General features: G+C 42.8%; 12 protein-coding genes. 11 read left to right on the forward strand and 1 reads right to left on the reverse strand.

Features of this window, described 5'->3' with window-relative positions; genetic code table 11:
• Window positions 1–18: 18 nt before the first annotated feature.
• Entirely contained in the window at window positions 19–1,782 is a 1,764-nt protein-coding gene (locus IEW05_RS02120) for a glycoside hydrolase family 9 protein (protein ID WP_188535354.1), read from the forward strand.
• A gap of 86 nt (window positions 1,783–1,868) precedes the next feature.
• On the opposite strand, the gene IEW05_RS02125 is transcribed toward IEW05_RS02120, so the two are convergent.
• Window positions 1,869–2,258 carry a YkvA family protein gene (locus IEW05_RS02125; protein WP_188535356.1) on the reverse strand — a complete coding sequence of 130 codons (390 nt, stop codon included), beginning with the start codon at window positions 2,256–2,258 and terminating at the stop codon, window positions 1,869–1,871.
• A gap of 165 nt (window positions 2,259–2,423) precedes the next feature.
• On the opposite strand from IEW05_RS02125, the gene IEW05_RS02130 reads away from it, so the two are divergent.
• The 10 genes from IEW05_RS02130 (at window position 2,424) to IEW05_RS02175 (ending at window position 17,288) form a co-directional block, all read left to right on the forward strand.
• Window positions 2,424–3,398, forward strand: a complete 975-nt coding sequence (locus tag IEW05_RS02130) for a LacI family DNA-binding transcriptional regulator (RefSeq protein WP_188535358.1) — start codon at window positions 2,424–2,426, stop codon at window positions 3,396–3,398.
• 13 nt (window positions 3,399–3,411) lie between these two features.
• The gene (gene rbsK / locus IEW05_RS02135; RefSeq protein WP_188535360.1) at window positions 3,412–4,296 is read left to right on the forward strand and encodes a ribokinase; all 885 of its coding nucleotides are present in this window, start codon (window positions 3,412–3,414) and stop codon (window positions 4,294–4,296) included.
• A gap of 66 nt (window positions 4,297–4,362) precedes the next feature.
• Window positions 4,363–5,286 carry a ribonucleoside hydrolase RihC gene (gene rihC / locus IEW05_RS02140; protein ID WP_188535362.1) on the forward strand — a complete coding sequence of 308 codons (924 nt, stop codon included), beginning with the start codon at window positions 4,363–4,365 and terminating at the stop codon, window positions 5,284–5,286.
• 24 nt (window positions 5,287–5,310) lie between these two features.
• Window positions 5,311–6,741, forward strand: coding sequence for a C4-dicarboxylate transporter DcuC (dcuC, locus tag IEW05_RS02145; protein WP_188535364.1), 1,431 nt, complete (start codon window positions 5,311–5,313; stop codon window positions 6,739–6,741).
• 204 nt (window positions 6,742–6,945) lie between these two features.
• Window positions 6,946–10,236: a chitinase N-terminal domain-containing protein gene (locus tag IEW05_RS02150; RefSeq protein WP_188535366.1), complete on the forward strand. Its 3,291-nt coding sequence runs from the start codon at window positions 6,946–6,948 to the stop codon at window positions 10,234–10,236.
• A 456-nt stretch (window positions 10,237–10,692) separates the two neighbouring features.
• Window positions 10,693–11,481: an HAD family hydrolase gene (locus IEW05_RS02155; RefSeq protein WP_188535368.1), complete on the forward strand. Its 789-nt coding sequence runs from the start codon at window positions 10,693–10,695 to the stop codon at window positions 11,479–11,481.
• A 444-nt stretch (window positions 11,482–11,925) separates the two neighbouring features.
• Window positions 11,926–13,611 carry an extracellular solute-binding protein gene (locus IEW05_RS02160; RefSeq protein ID WP_188535370.1) on the forward strand — a complete coding sequence of 562 codons (1,686 nt, stop codon included), beginning with the start codon at window positions 11,926–11,928 and terminating at the stop codon, window positions 13,609–13,611.
• A gap of 68 nt (window positions 13,612–13,679) precedes the next feature.
• Window positions 13,680–14,585 carry an ABC transporter permease gene (locus IEW05_RS02165; protein ID WP_188535372.1) on the forward strand — a complete coding sequence of 302 codons (906 nt, stop codon included), beginning with the start codon at window positions 13,680–13,682 and terminating at the stop codon, window positions 14,583–14,585.
• A 38-nt stretch (window positions 14,586–14,623) separates the two neighbouring features.
• Window positions 14,624–15,508: a carbohydrate ABC transporter permease gene (locus IEW05_RS02170; protein ID WP_188535374.1), complete on the forward strand. Its 885-nt coding sequence runs from the start codon at window positions 14,624–14,626 to the stop codon at window positions 15,506–15,508.
• A 43-nt stretch (window positions 15,509–15,551) separates the two neighbouring features.
• The gene (locus IEW05_RS02175; RefSeq protein ID WP_188535377.1) at window positions 15,552–17,288 is read left to right on the forward strand and encodes a sensor histidine kinase; all 1,737 of its coding nucleotides are present in this window, start codon (window positions 15,552–15,554) and stop codon (window positions 17,286–17,288) included.
• Window positions 17,289–17,295 lie beyond the last annotated feature (7 nt).

The raw sequence follows: 17,295 nt of genomic DNA on the forward strand, positions 1-17,295 counted from the left end.
AAGGGATATGAGGTAGCAATGAAGATACTAATGAATCATATCGGATATGACCGTTGCGCCGCAAAACACGCAGTTATTATAGGAATAAACGGAGAGGAGGCAGGGGAGTTTCGGGTAGTTGATGGTGCTACGAGCTCGGTAGTATACAGCGGGTCAGCGATAGCAAATGGTCCGGTAAATCGGTGGAAGGACTGGTATTTCTGGACAATAGATTTTGATAGTGTGCAAGAAGAGGGCAGCTACTATATCGAGTGTGACACTTCGGGAGGAAATTTGCGTTCCTATGAGTTTTTAATAGAGGATAATCTACTAGGAAGACAAAGTCTTTCCGATGTTATATTTTATTTTAAAGCACAGCGCTGTACGGGTGATTTCGATAGATACGATTATCACCTACCTTTTACGGGAGAGAGAGAAGGTCGACATGACCTACATGGTGGCTGGTATGACGCCACTGGAGATTATGGCAAACACTTATCTCACCAATCACATACAACCTACTTTAATCCACAGCAAGGATCATTTACGGCTTGGGTGCTATTTAAAGTGCATGAACTTTTGGAGGATTCAGGTAATTCCCATTATTATCAGATCAAGCGTAGAATCATGGACGAAGCGATGTACGGTGCGGATTATATGTATAGGATGAAGGCACCTTCAGGAACCTTCTTCCGTTCGGTAAGGCGGATCGGTGAATTTATGAAGGCCGAGGATCGGGGAATATCATTTCAATATAAGGGTTCATCTACTCAGTTTGGAGCTGCAGCGACTGCGGGTGAAGAACAGATTACCGATGAGTCTTACGAGACAGGTTTTCGGCAGGGGGCAGGTTTTGCCATTGCTACCTTGGCTGCGGCGAGCAGGTATTCTTATCCTGGAGACTATACTCGTGAGCAATATCTCGAGGCGGCAAAGGAAGCCTACGCTCATCTGGAGAAGAATAATCACCTTTATTTAAATGATGGTAAGCCCAATATTCTTGATGAATACTGTGCGCTTACAGCACTTACCGAATTGTATAAAGCATCTCTTGAACCTGATTATCTAAAAAAAGCTGGTGAAACGGCTAGCCGCTTGATTGGATATTTACGTTCTAGTGGGGAGTGGAATCATTACTGGAGTGCCAATGATGAAGGGCGCCCATTTTTTCATCCTTCGGATGCAGGGCTACCGGTAATCGCACTGCTGAACTATTTGGACATCGAAAAGAATAAGGATATACGCGCCAAAGTTCTGGAAACGGTAAAAAAAGCGATGCAGTTTGAGCTAGAAATTACCCGAGAAGTGAACAATCCTTTTGGTCTGGCGCGTCAATTGGTTCAAAGTAGTGATGGAAGAAGATACACCGCGTTTTTCCTTCCTCATCATACCGAGGCTTCACCTTGGTGGCAGGGTGAGAATGCCCGATTGGCTTCTCTTGCCGCGGCTGCAAGGTTGCTCAACAAGCATCTTGATGAACAAGACAACCTGAAGGTAGAGTTACAGTCTTATGCAGATCATCAGCTCAATTGGATTCTAGGCCTGAATCCATATGATAGTTGTATGCTCCAAGGATCAGGTAGGAATAATCCAGCGTACCATTTTATATATGGTTTCGATTATATGAATTGCCCAGGAGGAATCTGTAACGGGATTACAGGTGATGATTCTGGTGGAGATGGAATTGAGTATTTTGCACAATCAAAGGTGGGCGTAATCGATGATAACTGGCGGTGGGGTGAACAATGGCTACCTCATGCTTCCTGGTATATGTATACCGTTGTGCTTGGGAGTTTAGAGTAGAATAAGGGGCAATAGGGAAGGTGATTATACAACAAAACAGCTCTCCACAGAGAGCTGTCTAGTAGATAAAGATTTTATGGCGTAGCTTATGGCTGCGCCTTTTCGTTGTCTCCATTAAAGAAAGTCTCTGCTTTATCCCGGTGCTCGTCCGTAACCTGAGCGGAAATCGCCTTGATTCCTGCCGCGATTACGGCTGCATCATCAGTAAAACCAAGTCCAATTAGCGCATCAGGAATAGCGTCTATCGGGGAAATGAAATAAGCGAGCGCACCGAAGGCGATGCCTTTTGCCCATAATGGGGTTTTGGCGTCTAACGCACAATAGTACATTGCAATCGCATCCTTGGTGAATGGGATTTTCCCGGCGAATTTCTTGGTTTTAGCCCAAAAGTTCTTCGTCACTATTTCCTCATTCTCTTTGCTATAGGGTAGCTCCTGCGCTGTCAACTCCGGACCAAAATGATCATCGACTTTCATTATGGATTACCTCCTGAAGAATCATATAACCCAGTATATTACTTTCTGTTACTATAGACAAAAAATTGTGATATAAAATTATGTTAAATAATGGATTTGACTTGCGATTTGTTAAGTAGTATATTCTATGTGTAACCGGTTACCTATCTGAAGTGGAGTGAAGATATGGCTTCAATAAAAGATGTTGCTAAGCTTGCGGGCGTATCCGTTGCCACGGTATCTAGAGTGCTAAATGACAAAGGATATGTGGGACAGCATTCGAGGGAAATGGTAGAACAAGCGATTAAACAGTTGAACTACAAGCCAAATGAGGTAGCTAGAAGTCTGTTCAAGAAACAATCGAATACGATTGGTCTAATTGTGCCGGATATCATGAATCCTTATTTTCCCGAGTTAGCTAGAGCTGTCGAAGATACGGCTTCTAAGTTTGGATACAATGTTATTCTATGCAACTCAGATGAAGATAGGGTGAAAGAACAAACATACCTAGATATGCTACAGCAAAACTATGTAAACGGTATCATTGTTTCTTCTAATACAATGACCGCTGAACAGATTAGAGAACTTAATATTCCCGTTGTAAGTATTGACCGAGAAATTAGCAAAGGGCTTCCGACGATTGTTGTGGAGAACATGAAAGGGGCCAGTAAAGCTACTCACTTTCTGATGAATAAAGGATGCAGCAGAATTGCACATATCAGAGGTCCTCAGGGGGTTGTCAATGCGGAGGAACGTTGTGAAGGTTATAGAGAAGTAGTTCATCAGGAAGCATGGTTCAGTGAAAGCTACATTGTCGATGGAGATTATGACATGGAATCTTCGATCGAAGCTACGCTAGAACTTTTAACAACTCACCCTGAGATTGATGGTATTTTTGCAGCGAATGATATCATGGCGATTGGCGCTATGAAGGCTGCTAACCAGCTTGGAATAAGGGTGCCTGAGGAGCTTGCGATTATTGGATTTGATGGAATTAGGTTATCTTCCGTAACGATTCCTGAATTAACGACCATTGTTCAGCCGATCTACGAGTTGGGTGAAAAGGCAACAACGATGTTAGTTAGTTTAATGAATCAGCAAGAAGTTGGACAAACTTATTATAGATTAGATGTGGAACTTATAGAGAGAAATTCAACGTAAGGAGTAGATAGAGATGGAGAAGAAACCAAAAATTACTGTTGTTGGAAGTATAAATATGGACTTAGTTACAATAACTTCTCAAGTGCCGAAGAGAGGGGAGACGTTATTCGGAGAACATTTTCAAATGAATCCAGGTGGAAAAGGAGCCAATCAAGCAGTAGCTGCGGCTAGACTAGGAGCGCATGTCCAGCTGATTGGTTGCGTGGGCAATGACAGATTTGGTCAGGATATTGTAGAACACTTGCAAGAGCAAGGTGTCGATGTAAGCAATGTGGAACCGGTTACAGATGTAACTGCTACGGCTACAATCATCGTTTCTGATCAAGACAACAGTATTATTGTTGTCCCTGGGGCTAATAATTATGTAACGGCATCATTCGTTGAATCGAAACGAGATGTTATTGCAGATAGTGATATTCTGATCGTTCAGTTGGAAACACCACTTGAAGGTGTGCGAAAAGCGGTACAGATTGCTAAGGAAAACGGAGTTAGGGTCATTCTCAATCCAGCACCTATTCAAGAGTTACCTTCAGATTTGATTAAGGATATTGATTATCTTACCCCAAATGAACATGAACAGGCTTTGCTCAGACAAGGAAGAAGTGCAGACGAATTAAACGGGAAGCTTATCGTCACGAAGGGTAGTCAAGGGGTTTGTATTTATGAAGAGGGTAAGGAAATAAATATTCCTGCTTATAAAATAGAAGTTGTTGATACTACCGGAGCAGGTGATTCATTTAATGGTGGATTAGCTCATGCACTAAGCAAAGGATTTAATTTAAAAGATGCTTGTAAATACGGCAATGCTGTCGCTGCTTTATCAACGACTAAGCTTGGAGCCCAAACAGGAATGCCTACCGGTGCAGAGGTTGAATCGTTTATTAAGAGTCGGGGGTGATCAGACTACAAAGTCTGTACTATTATTGAAATCGCTTACTTCATACATTCAAGGAGGAACAATACAATGACTACAATTAGACCAATTATTATCGACACAGATCCAGGGATTGATGATGCAGTTGCACTCGCAATAGCACTATACAGTGAGAAATTAGATGTTCGCTTAATAACTACTATTGCTGGTAATGTTGGACTTGATAAGGTGACAAAAAACGCCTTGAGATTGCTGAAGTTTTTCAATAAAAATGTACCGGTTGCTCTTGGAGCGGATAGACCGCTGATCAAAGCACCTATCGATGCTAGTGATATACATGGATCTACGGGGATGGACGGTTTTGATTTTGAAGAGCCAACGGAAGATCTTGTACTTAAAGAAAATGCTGTGAATGCGATGCATCGCGTCATTATGGACAGTAAGGAGCCCATTACATTAGTTCCGATTGGTCCATTAACGAATATTGCTCTCCTATTAAAAATGTATCCAGAAGTCAAAGAAAACATTGCTGAAATTGTCTTGATGGGCGGTTCAACAGGCCGGGGCAATGCTGGTGTTATGGCGGAATTTAACATTTTTGCCGATCCTGAAGCAGCAAAGATCGTGTTCCAGAGCAATCTTCCACTTGTTATGGTGGGACTCGATGTTGGTTGGAAAGCATTGGTCTACCCTGAAGATAGCGAACAACTAAAAGTGATGAATCAGACGGGAAATATGATCTATCAGCTATTCCAGAAATATAGAGGCGGCAGCATGAAGACAGGATTGAAAATGTATGACGCCACTGCAATCGCTTATTTGCTTGAGCCGGAAATGTTCCAAGTAGTAGATACATTCGTGGATGTAGAGTTGAACGGTTCCATGACAACAGGATGCACAGTAGTGGATTTAAAGGGATATTTAGGGAAGCCTAATAACGCAAAAGTATGTGTGGATATCGATCCGCAAATGTTTAAGCAATGGTTCATGGATAGCTTGAAGAAATGTAACTAACAGTGAGGAGAAGGGGGTTCAAACATGAGTTCTAATTTAGTAATGTATGCCTCGGCTATTATTGGAGTAGCAGTAGTGATCTATATGTTGATCAAAAAAATGGACATTAAGATCTCACTATTCCTTATCGGGATTCTATTGATCTTAGTTAGTACTGCTATGGGAAAAGAAATCGCCGTCAAAGACTTTGTCTCAACGGGAGCCGTATGGTTAGATCCGCTCCAGGTGATAGTCACCCAGTTTAAACAAACGTTTACTGCAGCAGGTTTTATTATTCTCCTACTGGGAGGATATACAGCTTACATGTCATCCATTGGTGCCAATGAAGTTACTGTAAGCGCACTAACGAAACCGATCTCAAAGATTAAATCAGTATATGTGTTAGTTCCCTTGGTATTCTTATTAGGAAACGCATTGTCACTTGTTATTCCAAGTGCCTCAAACTTGGCTATTATATTACTTGCAACTCTATATCCGATTTTAAGAAAAACGGGTATGTCTGCATTAACTGCGGGTGCGGTCATAGCTACGTCAGCCACTATTGTTCCGACTCCACTAGGAAGCGACAATGTGGCGATCGCGGAAGAATTGGCGAAACATTCATCCTTTGCGGGCTTAACAGTTACTGACTATGTGTTTAACTACCATGCCTTAATTTCAATACCAACTTTGATTTTTATAGCTGTCGTCCATTACTTCTGGCAGAAGAGATTGGATAAAAAAGCTGGCTTAACTGGACAAGCTGGAAAAGATGATCATGTGGAAGTGGATAGCGTCGCTGAAATTACTGGAGGTAAATTATACAAAACGGTATATGCGATTCTCCCGATCTTCCCAATTATTCTTTTGTTAGGCGCTTATGCTGTTCAGATTACTACGGGTAGCACCATCGAAATTAGCGTTGAGATTGCTACATTAGTATCCTTTGTTCTTGCTATTGTGTGTGAATTAATTAGACATAAAGGCGATAAGAGCGTCTTAGAAAAGACGGAAGCATTCTTTAAAGGAATGGGCGGAGCAGTTCCAATTGTGGCTCTGTTGGTTGCAGCATCTGTATTTGTAACCGGTTTGAAATCGATTGGTTTGGTTGACGAACTTCAATCAGCCATGCAAAGTGTTCAAGGCAATGGATTAGACTTTATTCTACCTCTCATCTTAGTAGCCTTAACGGCTCTGATTGTAATATTGAGCGGAAGTGGTACGGCTCTGTTCTTTGCCATGGTACCTCTAGTCGTTCCATTAGCTGTGGCGGCAGGAATTAGTCCGATTGCCATTTCGGTACCACTTGGTCTAGCAGGAAACCTCTTCAGAGCTGTTTCTCCTGTAGCTGCGGTTATCCTCATTGTTGCCGGAACAGTTAAGAAGAATCCAATTGAATTGGTAAAAAGAACTTCGGTTCCAATGATTGCTGGTGTAGTGTTTATGTTCGTATTGTCCATGATTGTATTCCTTTAATTTCGTAAAGAGACCGTAATAATTACCAGAAAGAGCAAGCATTATGCTTGCTCTTTTTTTGTTGTTGTGCAACATATTTGAACTCTATTCTTCGTGACAAAATGCTATTTTTGTGCAAAAATTTACATAATCTAGTACTTCTAATAATACTCGAATGGCAGAATGAGGATGTTGTACTAGCTATTAAAATATGGGAGGGTAATAATGAACAAGTTTACTAGAATCGGAGCCAAATGGTTGAGGTCAGGAATTGCGTTATCCTTGGCATTATCACTTCAATTAGGGTTTGGTAGTGAGCTTCAATCTATTTATGCCGAAGGACCAAGCGATCCTGCACCATTCATTACGGCAAAAGTAGTCAATGAAAATGCAGGTAAAAAAGTTCTTTTTGATAACACGCATGGACAGACAGCTGGAGCTGCGGATTGGGTGATTGATGGTGGATTTTCGGATTTTGGGAATGCGTTAGCCAACAACGGTTATGAAGTCAAAGAACTTCGTAAGGCTTCACCTTTTACTTACAGTGATTTGAGTAGCTACGCGGTATTTGTTATTGCTGAGCCGAATATTCCTTTTAAACAAAGTGAACAAGCCGCTATGGAACGGTACGTAAAAGAAGGTGGGAGTATCTTCTTTATCGGGGATCACTATAATGCAGATCGTAATAAAAACCGTTGGGATGGCTCCGAATCCATAAATGGTTATCGTCGGGGGGCATGGACGGACCCTGCGAAAGGAATGAGTACGGAGGAGAAAAATTCCGCAGCGATGCAAGATGTTGTTAGCTCGGATTGGCTCGGAAGTAATTTTGGTATACGGTTCCGTTATAATGCGTTAGGTGATATTACTGCAAATGGGATTGTTGCTTCGAATCAAGCTTTTGGAATTACTGCGGGTGTATCGAATGTAGCGATGCACGCAGGTTCTACATTAGCTATTACAGATCCTACTAAGTCCAAAGGAATCGTATATCTCCCAAAAACGAATGAAGCTTGGGGGAGTGCGGTTGATCAAGGCGTTTATAATGGTGGGGGAATTGCAGAAGGTCCATATGCAGCTGTATCCAAAGTTGGACTGGGCAAGGCTGCTTTCATTGGAGATTCCTCGGCTGTAGAGGATGCTTCCCCTAAATATTTACGTGAGGAAACAGGAACTTCGAAGACAACCTATGATGGTTTTAAAGAACAAGATGATGCGAAACTACTCGTCAACATCGTGAATTGGTTATCGAAACAAGAAAACTATACAAGTCTGGATCAAGTCCCTAATTTACAATTGGATGAGAAGACGGCATTACTTCCTTTTGAGGCACCAGCAGCTTCTACTGAACCGCAATCTGAACCATGGTCTGCTCCAGCAGCCGGTTACAAATGGTGGGATCAGTCAACCTTCAAAGCGGGTTCTTATGGTGGTCCTACTGCAAGTGCAAATCCTTCATACAGTTTCGTACATCAGGCTACACTTCCAAATGCAGTGGATTTCCAAATCCGTGTCGTAGTAGATAATCTATCACCGAATTCGACCGTATCAGGATTTAGCGCGGGAATTTACCTGACTTCTGGGGGAACTCAAATAGCCAAGATTCAGAACGAAGATGGAACTTGGCCAGCTGCCTATGGCTATGGTAATTTTAGCGTGACTGCAAATAGCCAAGGTCGTGCCTATAAAGATTTAACAGTTAGAATCAAACCAGGTACAACAGGAGCTTCCAATCTGAGATTAAGACAAAATGGTAATAACCTATTAACTACACCAGTAACGTTAGGCGATGTGCCAGCAGAAACACTTCCACCTGAAGGAAATCCTACGCCTGCCTTAATCACGATTGCCGAAGGACGGAGCAAGCCAGAAGGTACTGTAGTCACATTTCAAGGTACGATAACGACAGAACCAGGAGCATTTGGAGGTCAAACCTTCTATTTGCAAGATGCAACTGGTGGTATTTATGTATATCAGAATACAAGTGGATTTCATCAAGGGGACGTTGTTAAAATCACAGCACCACTAGCTCTTTATAATACGGAGCTTGAATTGAGTAATCCTGTTTCCATTGAGAAGACGGGAACAGCACCATTACCTGTTGCAGTACAGACTACTACTGTAGATAATAGCAACCAAGGACAGCTGATCGAACTGAGCAATGTTACGATTCGTAATATAATTAGTGCTGTTCCTACAGGTTCTTTTGAATTTGATGCTGTAAACGGTAGTATTAGTAATCATGTGCGTGTAGATGTCAGAACAGGTTTACAGTTAGCTGACTTCCCTTATAAGGAAGGTCAGGTCGTGAATTTGAAGGGGATTTCCTCTATTTTCAAAGATGTATATCAGTTGAAATTACGGGGATTAAACGACATATCTCTTCCTCCAGTATTTCTTCCACCAGTAACCACTGCTACTCTGTCAGGGACACCAAACAATAGCGGTTGGTTTAATCAGAGTGTGAACCTTACTTTGGCTGCTACAGATCAAGGTCCGGGCCAAGTCACGACGAAATACGCGATAAATGATGGACCTGAAGTTTCTTATGTTGGACCTATCACAATTGACGCTGAAGGATTTAATGTTGTCCGTTATTTCTCTATTGGAGCTACTGGTAGTGTAGAAACAGCCAAGTCTATAGAAGTGAAGCTGGACAAGACTGCGCCAACGGTTACATTGTCTCAATCAGGAAAAGCAGTCGGAGATGTTCTGGAACAGGATATCTTGAAGTTTGAGCTAACGAGTACGGATGTAGGCTCTGGTGTAGCTACTCAACAATTATTGGTAGATGGAAAAGAAGTTCAACTGGGTCAGTCGATGAATGCGAAGGACCTTGGTTTAGGTAATCATACAGTGCAATATACTGTGGTGGATGTTGCCGGTAATATATCAACGAAAAGTATTCCTTTCCAAGTAATTCGTCCTCTGTCCCAGGGAGCACCTGGTAAACCTGTACTGTCGGATAATAATACTTACGATAATGGGTTAAGAGATGGAGATTATTCCGTTACGATGAATTTATGGTGGGGTAATAACGGTTCCGAATTCAGATTGTACGAGAATGGGGTATTAATCAGTACGAAGAAATTAACGGATGCTTCTCCTAATGCACAATCAGTTATAACTGATATTACTGGTAGAGCGAACGGAACGTATACCTATACATGTGAATTGATCAACTCCCAAGGAACAACTTCGTCTGATCCACTTGTTGTCGTTGTTAGTGATGCTTCTCCAGGCAAACCTGTATTATCACAAGATAACTGGGACGGTGATGGAAACTTCAACGTATCCATGAATATGTGGTGGGGAACGAATGGTTCGGAGTATCGTCTGTACGAGAATGGACAATTAATCGATACGCAAAATCTATCACTAATTACACCTAACGCACAGCGTGCTGTAACTTCGGTGAAAGGTAAAGCAGTAGGCACATATGAATATCGTGCTGAATTAATTAACGCTGCGGGTGTAACTTCTAGCGAGAGCATTACGGTGCAGGTTGTAAAATAACACTATATTATTGTGGATTAAATAGCTTGAAAAAGATAAGGCCACGGATGATCTATAAGATCGCCGTGGCTTTATTTAAACTCATATTGCTTTTACTCATGTTCATAACAAAACATAATTCTATAGATTTGCCCAGACGAATTATTGACCCCGTTGAGATCCATCGTCTGGGCGATCGCATCAATCATCTGACTCAACAGTTGTTCTCGTGATTGGAACAAAAAAAGGATCTATTTTACTTTTTTTGGTTTAAATTTTACACAATCGTTTATCGACGTTTACGATCACTTAACCATGCTACCTAGGATTGAGTGTACAATTTTGATTGAACAGAAGACATTTTCCTAAAAATTTAACACAAAACAGGGGAAATGGAGTGGGACTTTATGTATCCAGAGAAGATCTGGGTTGGGTTAGCACTTCGGTTAAATTGAAAAAATAAAGGTGGCCAACAAGATGTTTGAGCTTATTACCCCGCAGGGGGGCAGAACTGTATCAGCTATTCTATTTGATAAGGATGGAACACTGCTTCAATTCGTGTCCCTTTGGGGAAGCTGGAGTGAATGCCTTCTGAATCGATTCACCGAGCATTTAGGGAAGAAGGGGCTAGTGATCCCGGAAGAGGTCTTTCCTTCATTATTAGGTACTGTCCATGACCATAATGGAGTCATCTATGATTATGATCGAAATGGTCCGCTGGCTATGGGCACGATGGAGGATATCTATGCGATTCTGTCCTGGCAAGCTTATTTGTCTGGATTGTCCTGGGTAGAGTCCATAGAGCTTGTTCATCTCTGTAGACAAGAAGCGGATGAGATGTTGGAACAGAAACGACCAGTGCTTCCGCTTGCTGGGCTGGAGTGCTTTCTGGATGCTTGTGCTAGCCAGGGCATTCCTATGGCTGTAGTCACTGCTGATGAAACAGCGGCGGCGGAGAAGCATCTACATTGGCTAGGGATACGGCATTATTTCGCTGAAGTCATTGGAACGGATCAAGTGGTTCACGGTAAGCCGTTTCCTGATATGTTGCAACTAGCCTGCAGGAGGCTTGACCTAGATCCCTCCGGAGTAGCAGTCATCGGTGATACCAATGGAGATATGAGAATGGCCAAGGCAGCCGGTGCGGCAGTGGGAATCGGACTTACAGGTACAGCAAGCTATGAATCGGCGCTTAGTATGCTACCTGATGCAGATATCATCGTGTCATCTTATGAATATCTGCAAATCGAAGAGATCACAGAATGAAAGTTGCTGAGGGCATGTAGGCATGGATTTTTCTGGCTATGGCCATCAGTACTTATGTTTCTATTCTATGGAATCTGCCGAATATAATCTTTACATTAGGTAACCATGATGTGGGTCTCGGACGCATGGCTTCTAAATTGAAATTTATAAAGATAAAGTACTTGTGCGTGACCGGGACTTTCGATCAGAAACTTGGATCGAGAAACAGTACATTTCAATATAGCTCAACCAAATAAAGCCACGGTGTCATTTTAATGATCACCGTGGCATTATTTAGGTTGAGGATTAGCATGCCATAAATACAGTAGTCAAGAGGTGTATATCAAAGTAAAGACTAGTGTATAGAATGAATGCGGTTACATTATTATACTGAAATCAAGCAAGAAAGCTGTGAAACATACAGTTAGAGCTTGGTATTATATTTTGACAATTGGGAGGGGTTACATGAAAAGAAAGCAGAAAAGTCTTCTGATCGGTGCATTGATCCTCAGTTTTGCCTTAACTGCGTGCGGCGGCAATAATGCGATGAATAAGGCGAATCAGGCTGAGGAGCCAGGCAACGCGACAACAGCACCGATACAAGAGGGCGCACAGGATGTGCAGGAAGTTGTGGAAGTGTCGACGGTTTCACAAAGTGATCCATATCTTAAATTTGATGAAGGCGAGAGCTTTGACAAGAACGCAGTTTACGACGCGTATGAGAAAGACATTGGCGTGAAAATTACGAATAAATGGGTGGCAGACGTCACTCAGTTCAAAGAAAAATTGAAAATGACGATTGCATCCAACGATATTCCGGATTTAATGCTTGTGGAAGCGACACAGCTCAAAGATCTGGCGGATGCAGATATGATCATGGATATCACGGATGTATACGACAAGAACGCAACAGAAGAGACGAAGAAGTTCCTGACGATGGACGGCGGCATGCAGATGAAGACGGCGACGATCGACGGGAAACTGATGGGGATTCCGAGCTCCTACAATCCTTACCAATTCCAATACTTGTACGTACGTACGGACTGGCTGAAGAAATTGAACCTGCCTGAACCGAAGACGATGCAAGACGTGATGACAATCGCCGAAGCCTTCAAGACGAAAGACCCAGGCGGCACAGGCAAGCCTTACGGTCTCGCAGTCAGTAAGGAACCATTCAAGATCGATACAGGTGTAACAGGTCTCCGCGCATTCCTCAACGGCTACCATGCGTATGAGAATATGTGGATGGAAGATGACAACGGTAATCTCGTGAACAGCGACATTCAACCGCAAGTGAAAGATGCGCTCAAGGCGCTGCAGGATATGTTTAAGAAGGGATTAATCGATCCTGAATTCGCGGTTAAAGATACGGAAAAAGAAGCAGAGCTTCTCTATAACAACAATGTAGGTCTCGTATTCGGTGCATCCTGGACGCCTGCACAGCTGGCGAAGGGCGCTATCAAAGACGGTAAAGTCGTGCAAGAGTGGGGCGCATACCCAATTCCATCAGCAGATGGTAAACCAACACTGAATCAAATTGGCTTAGGCGTGGATCAGTATTATGTTATTTCCAAGCAAGCGAAGCACCCAGAGGGCGTTATCCGCTTGGTGAACCAATGGATCACGGTGGATAATGCTATGAATCAGACAGATGAGCAAAAAATCTATTTGTATGGTAAAGACAAGGAAGAAAAAGGAAACAACTACTGGCTGCTTAGCCCACTACGCGTTGGTAAACAGCTGGATAACAACGGTGAAATTCTGCCGAAAGCAATTGAGACGAAAGATGCTAGTATTATTCAAACCCAAGATCAGAAGAATCGTTACGAGCGTGCTATGAAATACGTTGACGGCAGCGATATCAACATGTGGTGGGAATATTTGATTTCGGGCCCGAATGGTGCAAGCTCTCATAATCCTAAAATGATGCAAAACAAGGAGTATCTTCAAGACAAATTCTATGGCGCAGCTACGCCTACGATGGTGGAGCGTCTAGAACTTCTGAAGAAGAAGCGCGACGAAATCTATTTCAAAATCATTATGAACCAAGTGTCCGTCGATGAATTCGATAAATTCGTTACAGAGTGGAAGAAGCTTGGCGGTGATGACATTACCAAAGAAGTGAACGAGTGGTACGCAAGTCACAAATAATTGCATGAGAGATGAATTGAGGGGTTGATTAACAACAACCCCTCTTTTAATACAGCGAGGTGAGATGCATGAATGTATTGGCACGAATGTGGAAGCGGGAGTGGCCTCTTCATATGATGTTGCTTCCAGGATTAATCTTGGTATTGATCTTCAGCTATTACCCGATGGCTGGCATTATCATGGCTTTTCAAAAGTATATCCCGAACAAAGGGTTGATAGGATCACCCTTTATTGGGATGAGGAACTTTCAATTGTTAATGGAATACCCCGACATCGGACGTGTCTTTCTGAACACGATTTATATTGCGGTTATGAAAATTATTGCCGGATTGATTGTGCCTATCACGATAGCGATTCTGCTCAATGAGCTGCGGAAAGAATGGGTCAAGCGGACGTTCCAGACGCTCGTATACTTGCCACACTTTCTATCTTGGGTTCTATTAAGCGGTATTTTGGTTGATATTCTATCCCCATCCTCCGGTATCCTTAATCAAGTGCTCAGCATATTTGGGATCAAGCCTATATTCTTCTTAGGTGATAATGCCTGGTTTCCTTATGTGATGGTCATATCAGATGTATGGAAGGAGTTCGGGTTCGGGACGATCGTCTACCTGGCTGCACTAACTGGCATTAATCCATCGTTGTATGAAGCAGCTGAGATCGATGGAGCTGGACGATTCAAACAGATATTGAACATCACACTGCCAGGGATGATGCCAATCATTATCCTGATGCTCACACTCAATATCGGTAATGTATTGAATGCTGGCTTTGAGCAAATATTCAACCTGTACAGTCCACCGGTCTATGAAAGTGCGGATATTATCGACACCTTCGTATACCGTTTGGGGGTCCAACAAGCACAGTTTGGATTCGCGACAGCGGTAGGGCTGCTTAAATCCATCGTTTCCTTTATCTTCATTTCGGTTTCTTATGTCTTAGCCTATCGGATAGCGAATTACCGCATCTTCTAAGGCAGGTGTCGGTAATTCAGAAGGGAGAGACACACATCGTGCATAATAACAGATCATGGTCCAGAAAGTTATTCATGATATGCAACTTTATCTTTTTGGCATTCATATCCTTCTTATGTCTTATGCCTATTATTCATATTCTAGCGATCTCATTCAGCTCCGGACAGGCGGCAGCAGCCGGTAAAGTTCTACTCTGGCCGGTTGAATTTACAACCGCTGCTTACCAAAACGTATTCGGAAAACCGGAGTACCTTCGCGCATTCTGGATCTCGATCCAACGGGTCATTATAGGGACAACGATCAGTATGACGCTGACGATTATTACAGCGTATCCGTTGTCCAAAGATTCCAGGCAGTTCCGGCTGCGTACATTCTACGCATGGGTATTCGTATTTACGATTTTATTCAGCGGAGGACTCATTCCAACGTACACCACGATTAAATCTCTCGGAATGATCGATACGATGTGGGCGCTGGTTCTACCGGGAGGTGTCGCAGTATTCAACGTCATTTTGCTCCTCAATTTCTACCGCAGTTTGCCGAAGGAACTTGAGGAATCTTCGCGAATTGACGGAGCAGGACATTTCAAGACGTTATGGAAAATATACGCGCCGTTATCATTGCCTGCATTGGCAACGACAGGCTTGTTCACGATGGTAGGCCATTGGAACAGCTGGTTCGACGGGATGCTCTATATGAATCATACCGAGAATTATCCACTGCAGACCTTCTTGCAGACGGTCATTGTTAAACTAGACTTCCGTTTCATTAAGGCGGAGAATGTCGAATTGATGCTTAAATTGTCGGACCGCACAAGCCGAGCAGCGCAGATTTTCGTCGCTGCATTCCCGATTCTCATCGTGTATCCATTCTTGCAGCGATTCTTCATTAAAGGAATTGTGATGGGGAGTGTCAAAGAATAGTATCGGAGTTACTCTGATCATGAACTAGATGGGAGAACAAACGATGAAGTTCTTATTCTTTTTACGCGACTCCTCCATTTTCAAGAAGGTGATGGTTGCCTTCTTGACAGCGCTGCTACCGCTGATGATGATTACCTGGATGATTAATGAGCGAGGTTCTGACAATATTCGAAAGGAAATATCGGAGTCGATTCTGAATACGACAAGGTTCTATCTGGACTCATTGGATAAGGAGGCAGACAGGATTGACCGCTATTTACCGAACTATGTCATGGACAAGGATTTGATGGAAATTGCCACAACCGGCCATGACATCACATATTATGAGCTCACGCACAAAATATTGGAGATTCAGAAACGGCTCGATCTGATGAAAAATTCGAGTCCGTTTATTCAGGAAGCAAGGGCTTACGTTCCCTTAATTGATCGTACTATTCTCAGTCTGAAGTATGAAACGTCGATTGATGATTCGGAATACACAGCCATGCAGCAAACTGACAAACTGTATGCAGAACCGTTTACGTACTGGAATGATCGCTTGTTTATTAGTATGCAATATCCAGCTAATACAATAAGAAGGCCTATCTACATTGTCGGGGTCGAGTTGTCGGCAAATAAGATCAGGGAAACGCTGGCACAGATCGGAGAATCACGAGACGGACAGAGCGTATTGCTGAACTTGGATCGGGGCTGGGAAATCGAGAGTGGCACCGATTCAGCTTTAATGGAACGAATGAAAGAGTTTGCCGCGGAGAAGCGAGCTTCCAAATCTGAGGAGGGTTATGAAACACTGCATTATGCAGGACATCGTTACCTTACTGTATATAAATACTCCAATGTTTGGAACTCGTATTCGATTACTTGTATCCCGGAAGCTAATGTCTTAGGCCCGTTGCAAAAGTATCGATTCTGGTTTCTGGGGGCATGCGTTCTTGCCGTGTTCATCGTGTTCTTCTTCTCTTATTTCCTATTACGGTTTATATATCGCCCGCTTATGAAACTGGTCCATTCGTTCAGACGCGTCCAGCAGAACAGGTTGGATCTGATCCCGATTGATCGTGGTCATGACGAATTTGGTTACTTGTATCAAGCTTTTAACGATACCGTACGTTCTTTGAAGACATTAATCGAGGAAAATTATGAGCAGCAAATCCGCAATCAGCGCTCAGAGCTGAAACGACTGCAATCACAGATTAATCCTCATTTTTTATATAATTGCTTTTTTGTATTATGTCGTTTGATCAAGTCTGAGCATCAAAAAGATAAAGCATATCAATTTTGCATGCATATCGGCCAATATTTTCAATTTATTACCCGGAACGATGAGGATGAAATTCCATTTGAGCTTGAGGTGGAGCATTCCCGTACCTATGTTGATATGCAGTCCATTTGTTATGGTGACCGGATTCAAGTTAAATTTGACGGAGAGGTCCCGAAGGACATGGTTGTTCCAAGGCTTATTTTGCAGCCGATTATCGAGAATGCGTATAAGTATGCGCTGGGCAATATGCTCCCCAAAGGCGAGCTTTGGGTTCATACAGAGCGAAAGGGAAACGACTTCTCTTTGTATGTTGAAGATAATGGCAACAGTATAAGCGATGAGGAGATCGAACAACTCAAGCTGCGGCTGAAACAGTCTTCCAATCGTATCGAAGAAACGACCGGTCTTATTAACGTTCATCGCAGAATACAATTGCGTTACGGTGTAGATTGTGGCATTACGTTGTCACGTTCCATTCTAGGCGGACTGAAGGTAAGGATCAACCTGAACATAAGCTAGAGCTAGA

It is taken from the genome of Paenibacillus segetis (assembly GCF_014639155.1).
GTDB lineage: Bacteria > Bacillota > Bacilli > Paenibacillales > Paenibacillaceae > Fontibacillus > Fontibacillus segetis.

Coding starts and splice junctions, on each gene's coding strand:
- IEW05_RS02125 (WP_188535356.1), bottom strand. CDS start 2,258: ATGAAAGTCGATGATCATTTTGGTCCGGAGTTGACAGCGCAGGAGCTA.
- IEW05_RS02160 (WP_188535370.1), top strand. CDS start 11,926: ATGAAAAGAAAGCAGAAAAGTCTTCTGATCGGTGCATTGATCCTCAGT.
- IEW05_RS02130 (WP_188535358.1), top strand. CDS start 2,424: ATGGCTTCAATAAAAGATGTTGCTAAGCTTGCGGGCGTATCCGTTGCC.
- IEW05_RS02175 (WP_188535377.1), top strand. CDS start 15,552: ATGAAGTTCTTATTCTTTTTACGCGACTCCTCCATTTTCAAGAAGGTG.
- rbsK (WP_188535360.1), top strand. CDS start 3,412: ATGGAGAAGAAACCAAAAATTACTGTTGTTGGAAGTATAAATATGGAC.
- dcuC (WP_188535364.1), top strand. CDS start 5,311: ATGAGTTCTAATTTAGTAATGTATGCCTCGGCTATTATTGGAGTAGCA.
- IEW05_RS02120 (WP_188535354.1), top strand. CDS start 19: ATGAAGATACTAATGAATCATATCGGATATGACCGTTGCGCCGCAAAA.
- IEW05_RS02150 (WP_188535366.1), top strand. CDS start 6,946: ATGAACAAGTTTACTAGAATCGGAGCCAAATGGTTGAGGTCAGGAATT.
- IEW05_RS02165 (WP_188535372.1), top strand. CDS start 13,680: ATGAATGTATTGGCACGAATGTGGAAGCGGGAGTGGCCTCTTCATATG.
- IEW05_RS02155 (WP_188535368.1), top strand. CDS start 10,693: ATGTTTGAGCTTATTACCCCGCAGGGGGGCAGAACTGTATCAGCTATT.
- rihC (WP_188535362.1), top strand. CDS start 4,363: ATGACTACAATTAGACCAATTATTATCGACACAGATCCAGGGATTGAT.